The 5,337-nt window shown below is 71.1% G+C and carries 5 protein-coding genes; 3 read left to right on the forward strand and 2 right to left on the reverse strand.

Going from position 1 to position 5,337, the window contains the following annotated elements; translation table 11 throughout:
* Nucleotides 1-29 precede the first annotated feature (29 nt).
* From FNH05_RS31225 to FNH05_RS31235, 3 genes are all read left to right on the forward strand, one after another.
* The gene (locus FNH05_RS31225; protein WP_144592445.1) at nucleotides 30-953 is read left to right on the forward strand and encodes a serine protein kinase RIO; all 924 of its coding nucleotides are present in this window, start codon (nucleotides 30-32) and stop codon (nucleotides 951-953) included.
* Between the two features lie 217 nt (nucleotides 954-1,170).
* On the forward strand, nucleotides 1,171-2,526 hold the full coding sequence (locus tag FNH05_RS31230) for a DEAD/DEAH box helicase (RefSeq protein ID WP_222426760.1): 1,356 nt from the start codon (nucleotides 1,171-1,173) through the stop codon (nucleotides 2,524-2,526).
* 116 nt (nucleotides 2,527-2,642) lie between these two features.
* Nucleotides 2,643-3,815 (forward strand): 8-amino-7-oxononanoate synthase, encoded by a 1,173-nt coding sequence (locus FNH05_RS31235; protein ID WP_144592447.1) that lies wholly within the window; start codon nucleotides 2,643-2,645, stop codon nucleotides 3,813-3,815.
* On the opposite strand, the gene FNH05_RS31240 is transcribed toward FNH05_RS31235, so the two are convergent.
* Together FNH05_RS31240 and FNH05_RS31245 are read right to left on the reverse strand one after the other, a co-directional pair.
* The gene (locus FNH05_RS31240) at nucleotides 3,781-4,215 is read right to left on the reverse strand and encodes a GNAT family N-acetyltransferase (RefSeq protein ID WP_144592448.1); all 435 of its coding nucleotides are present in this window, start codon (nucleotides 4,213-4,215) and stop codon (nucleotides 3,781-3,783) included. The genes FNH05_RS31235 and FNH05_RS31240 overlap by 35 nt on opposite strands.
* 12 nt (nucleotides 4,216-4,227) lie before the next feature.
* A complete protein-coding gene (locus FNH05_RS31245) occupies nucleotides 4,228-5,058 on the reverse strand; it encodes a S1 family serine peptidase (protein WP_144592449.1) in 831 nt (276 codons plus the stop codon).
* Nucleotides 5,059-5,337 lie beyond the last annotated feature (279 nt).

The following is a 5,337-nucleotide window of genomic DNA, read 5'->3' on the forward strand; positions in this document are numbered from 1 at the left end:
GTGGGGCCCCGCTCGAGGAGAACCCACCCGTGCGCGAGCACAAAGACCTTTCCCCGCGCCGCCGCCGTCGGCGCTTCCCGGACGAAGACCCGGCCTACACCCGTCGTGGCCGCCTCACCGAGGCCCAGCGGGCACGGCTCGCCGAGTTGCGCGAGGAGGCCTTCGCGCAACCGGAAATCCCTGGCGGCGGTGACCGCCTCTCGACCTGGGAGTCCGGGGTTCGCGGCCCTGACCCGCACCCGTACTGGCTAGTGACCGAACTGGCCGCGGTCGACACCGAACTCGGTATCCTCAAGTCCGGCAAGGAAGCCGACGTGCACCTGCTGCGGCGGGCCTTGCCCGACGGTTCCCGGGAGTGCCTGCTCGCCGCCAAGCGCTACCGTTCCGCCGAACACCGGCAGTTCCACCGTGATGCGGGTTACCTCGAGGGCCGCAGGCTGCGGCGGTCCCGTGAAAACAGGGCGATCGCGCGGCGCAGCGCTTTCGGCCTCAACCTCATCGCCGAACAGTGGGCGGCCGCCGAGTTCACCGCATTGTGTCGCTTGTGGACACTCGGGGTCCCGGTCCCCTATCCCGTCCAGCGCGACGGGACCGAGTTGCTGCTGGAGTTCCTCGGCGACGAACGGGGTGAAGCCGCGCCCCGCCTGGCCGGGCTGCGGCCGGACCCGCGCGCACTGGACGATTTGTGGTGGCAGGCGGGCAGGATCCTCGACCTGCTGGCCGGGGAAGGGATCGCCCACGGGGACCTGTCCCCCTACAACGTCCTTGTGCACGAAGGCAGGCTGGTGCTGATCGATCTGCCGCAGGTGGTCGATGTGTTCGGCAATCCCGCGGGACCCGAGTTCCTCGCCAGGGACGTGCGCACGCTCGCGACCTGGTTCGTCTCCCGCGGCCTTGACCTCCACATCCCCACGGTGATCGACCGGTTACGGAGACGGGCCGGTCTGCGGTGAACGTGACCGTTCCGGTAGACTGATCACAGACCGCGACAGGCAGCGTCGACAAGTGTTGTTCTTCGCAGCCAAGCCAGTTTCGGGCTCGCGGTAATCCACCCACCAACGGCGTCAGCAATGCGCCGGGTCCGTCCCTGTGAACGCCCAGGACAACACTGTGCCCTGCTGTGCAGGCCAATGGGCCTCCTTGCGACGTGCCACGTCCGAGAGGCAGTTAGTGAGTATCACTGTCGAGACCACTTCGGTGACCTCGTTCGCCGACCTGAACCTGCCGGAGCCCCTGCTGGTGGCCCTGCGGGAGGCCGGTATCGATGCGCCGTTCCCCATCCAGTCGGCCACCCTCCCCGACGCGCTCGCCGGGCGCGACGTGCTGGGCCGGGCGCAGACCGGCTCCGGCAAGACGCTGGCCTTCGGCCTGGCGCTGCTGGGCAGGCTGGGTGGCGGGAAGGCGCGCCCCAAGCGGCCGCGGGCCCTCGTGCTCGTGCCCACCCGCGAGCTGGCGATGCAGGTCGCCGACTCGCTGACCCCGCTCGCCAAGTCCCTGGGCCTGTGGTGCCGGACCGCCGTGGGCGGGATGGCCTTCAGCCGCCAGGCCGAGGTGCTGGCCCGCGGGGTCGATCTGCTCATCGCCACCCCGGGACGGCTGTCCGACCACGTGCGGCAGGGCACCTGCGTGCTCTCCGACGCGCAGTTCGTCGCCCTCGACGAAGCCGACCAGATGGCCGACATGGGCTTTCTTCCCCAGGTCCGGGAGATCCTGGACCTGACCCCGCAGGGCGGCCAGCGGCTGCTCTTCTCGGCGACCCTCGACGGGGACGTCAAGAAGCTGGTGGACGCCTACCTGACCGACCCGGTCGAGCACTCGGTCGCGCCGGTCACCGCGAGCGTGGACACCATGGACCACTACGTGCTCCAGGTCTCGCACCAGGACAAGCAGGCCATCGTCACCGAGATCGGGGCCCGCGAGGGCCGGACGATCATGTTCGTGCGCACCAAGCACCACGTCGACCGGCTCACCGAGCGGCTGCGTGCCAGGGGAGTCCACGCCGGCGCGCTGCACGGCGGCAAGACGCAGGGCCAGCGCAACCGGGTCCTCGCCGACTTCAAGGAAGGCCACACCCCGGTGCTGGTCGCCACCGATGTCGCCGCCCGTGGCATCCACGTCGACGATGTCAGCCTGGTGCTGCACGTCGACCCGGCCGCGGACCACAAGGACTACCTGCACCGGGCCGGCCGGACGGCACGCGCCGGGGCCTCCGGCACGGTCGTCACGCTGATCACCCACGACCAGCGCCGAATGGTGCGCCGGATGACCGACCGGGCCGGGGTGCGGGCCGAGTCGGCCGTGGTGCGTCCGGGTGATGCGGAACTGGCCCGGATCACCGGGGCTCGCGAGCCGAGCGGTGAGCCGGTGGTCGAGCGTCGCCGCGAGCCCTCGCCGCGCCGCTCCGGCGGTCCGCGCGGCGAGTGGCAGGGTGGCCGGTCCCGCGGCTTCGGCGGGCCCCGCCAGTCGCGCGACGGTTTCCGTCCGCGGCGTACCGGGCACGGTCCGGCGCGCCGCAAGCACGACTGATCCTTTCCGTGTCCTTTCCGTGGTGATGAGGGCCACCGGCAGCCTGCCGGTGGCCCTCGTTCGCTGTCCGGGTGGCCTGAAACAGCGCTGCGGGCACGCCTTGAGAGGATGCTCGGGTGGACGCGAGCGAGGGTGCGGGAGCGCAGGTTTTCGACTGGCTGGACGCGGAGGCGGGCCGCCGGGCCGAGACGGGCCTGAGCCGCAGGCTGCAGCCCCGGAGCCCGGTGAGCCCCGAACTGGACCTTGCCGGTAACGACTACCTCGGCCTCGCCAGGGACAAGCGCGTCGCCGGGGCGGCCGCCGCGGCCGCACTACGCTGGGGCGCCGGGGCGACCGGCTCCCGGCTGGTCACCGGCTCCACGGAACTGCACGCCGAGCTGGAGCACGAGCTCGCCCGCTTCTGCGGCACCCAGTCCGCCCTGGTGTTTTCGTCGGGTTTCACCGCGAACCTCGGCGCGGTCACGGCCCTGTCCGGCCAGGAATCGGCCATCGTCACCGATCGCTACATCCACGCCTCGCTGATCGAGGGGTGCCGGTTGTCCCGCGCCGACATCGCGGCTGTGGCGCACGGTGACCCCGCCGCCGTGAAGCACGCGCTGTCCACCAGGCGCAAATCCCGGGCGCTGGTGGTCACCGACTCGGTGTTCTCGGTGGACGGGGATCTCGCCCCGCTGGCGGAACTGTCCGCCGCCTGCCGCGCCCACGGTGCGGCCCTGCTCGTGGACGACGCACACGGCTTCGGGGTATTGGGTGAGGGCGGCCGGGGTGCGGTCCACGCGGCCGGGCTGTCCGGAGAACCGGATGTGGTCACCACCATCACGCTGTCGAAGTCCCTCGGCGCTCAGGGGGGCGCCGTGCTCGGGCCACGCCGCGTGATCCGGCATCTGGTGGACACCGCCCGCAGCTTCATCTTCGACACGGGGCTCGCCCCCTCCAGTGCTGCGGCAGCGCTCGCCGCCCTCGGTGTGCTCAAGGCGGAGCCGGGCCTGCCGGGCAGGGTGCTGGACAACGCGGCACGCCTGTACGGCCAGTTGAGCGATGCGGGGTTCGCGGTCACCGAGCCGCAGGCCGCGGTGGTGTCGGTGCGGGCACCGTCGCCGGAGGATGCGGTGGCCTGGGCGGCCCGCTGCGCCGAGCAGGGGGTCCGCGTCGGCTGTTTCCGCCCTCCGTCGGTGCCCGACGGCGTCTCCCGGCTGCGGCTGACCGCGCGCGCCGATCTGACGGAGTCCGAAGTAGACACCGCGGTGAAGGTGATCAGCGCGACGGCCCCACGCGGCGCCACATCGTGATGTGCGGGATGCCGTCCTCTTCGAACTCTTCGCCCTCGGGGCGGTAGCCGAACTTCGCGTAGAACCCCTGCGCGTAGGTCTGGGCGTCGAGCACGCTGTCGGCCGTGCCGATGTAGTCGAGCGCGGCCGCCATCAGCCGCGCACCCAGCCCCTGCCGTCGGGCCCTGCGCGATGTCGCGACCCGGCCGATGCGGTAGTGCCCGCCGGGTTCGGTGAGGATGCGGAGACAGGCATCGATGCCCTCCTCCCCCGCGATCCAGAGGTGACGGGTGCCGGGCAGAAGGTCACGGCCGTCGAGTTCCGGATAGGGGCAGGCCTGCTCGACGACGAACACGTCGACGCGCAAGCGGAGGAGGTCGTACAGCTGCGAAGAGGTCAGTTCGGTACCGGCGAGGTTCACCGGCCCTGACTATCAGAACAAGGAATCCAGGCGGGCCGCGGCCCGGATTTCGTCGCTGTAGCTGGCCACCCTCGTGTACACCCCGGGCTTGCCGGGCTTGGCACAGCCGTCTCCCCAGGAGACGATGCCGATCAGGGTGTCACCGACCAGCAGGGGGCCGCCCGAATCGCCCTGGCAGGCGTCGATCCCGCCGTCCGGGTAACCGGCACAGACCATGGAGCGGGCGTCGTAGTTCGGATAGCTGTCGGCACAACCGGTATCGCTCGCCACGGGCAGCTCCGCGCGACGCAGGTACTCGGAGCGCGATCCGCCGTCGGTGGTGCGGCCCCAGCCGACCACGGTCGCGATGGTCCCCTCGGCATAGAGCCTGGGATCGTCCTGGCCGGGCAGCGAAACCGGCTGATAGGGCACGGCCCGGTCCAGGGTCAGCACCGCGACGTCGTCGCCCTTGCCCGGATCGCTGAATCCCGGCTTGACCCAGACCTTGGCGACCCTGGCGGTCATGCCGTCGTCGGTGCGCTCGTCCTGCCTGCCTGCGACGACGCGGACCTCGGACCGGTTGAGCGCGCGGGCGCAGTGGGCCGCGGTCGCGACCGCGGTGTGGCTCACCAGAACCCCGCCGCAGAACTGGTAACCCCTGCGGTCGGTCAGGTACACCGCGTACGGGAAGTCGGTGATGGAGGCCTCCGTGCCACCGACGATCCGGGGACGCACCGTGGCCGAGGGACCGGACGGTCCCGAGGAACTGGCCGACGCCGACGCGATCGGGAACGCCACGGCTATCGCGACGGCGGCCGCGAGCAGCAGGCGGAACTTACGGTCACGTCGAGCGTGTCTGGCCATGCGGATACCCCTCTGCGACTTTCCCCTATGGTTGCGCTGGGAATCCGAGTGACTCCCGAGCGTGAGACTGCAACGAGTGACACGGTAGTGGATCAGACCGCGACGCGCTGTCGCTGGATCAGGTGGTCTTCTGGTCTGCCAAGCTGGGCCTGTGCGCATCTTCCCGATGATCGCCGCGCTGCTGACGGTGCCGGTCCTGGCCGGATCTGCCGCGTGCGCGGTATCGGAGAGGACCGCACCACCGCCGGCTCCTTCACCGGTCGGCACCGCCGCCTCCAC

The sequence above is a fragment of the Amycolatopsis rhizosphaerae genome, assembly GCF_007713715.1.
GTDB classification, from domain to species: domain Bacteria; phylum Actinomycetota; class Actinomycetes; order Mycobacteriales; family Pseudonocardiaceae; genus Amycolatopsis_E; species Amycolatopsis_E rhizosphaerae.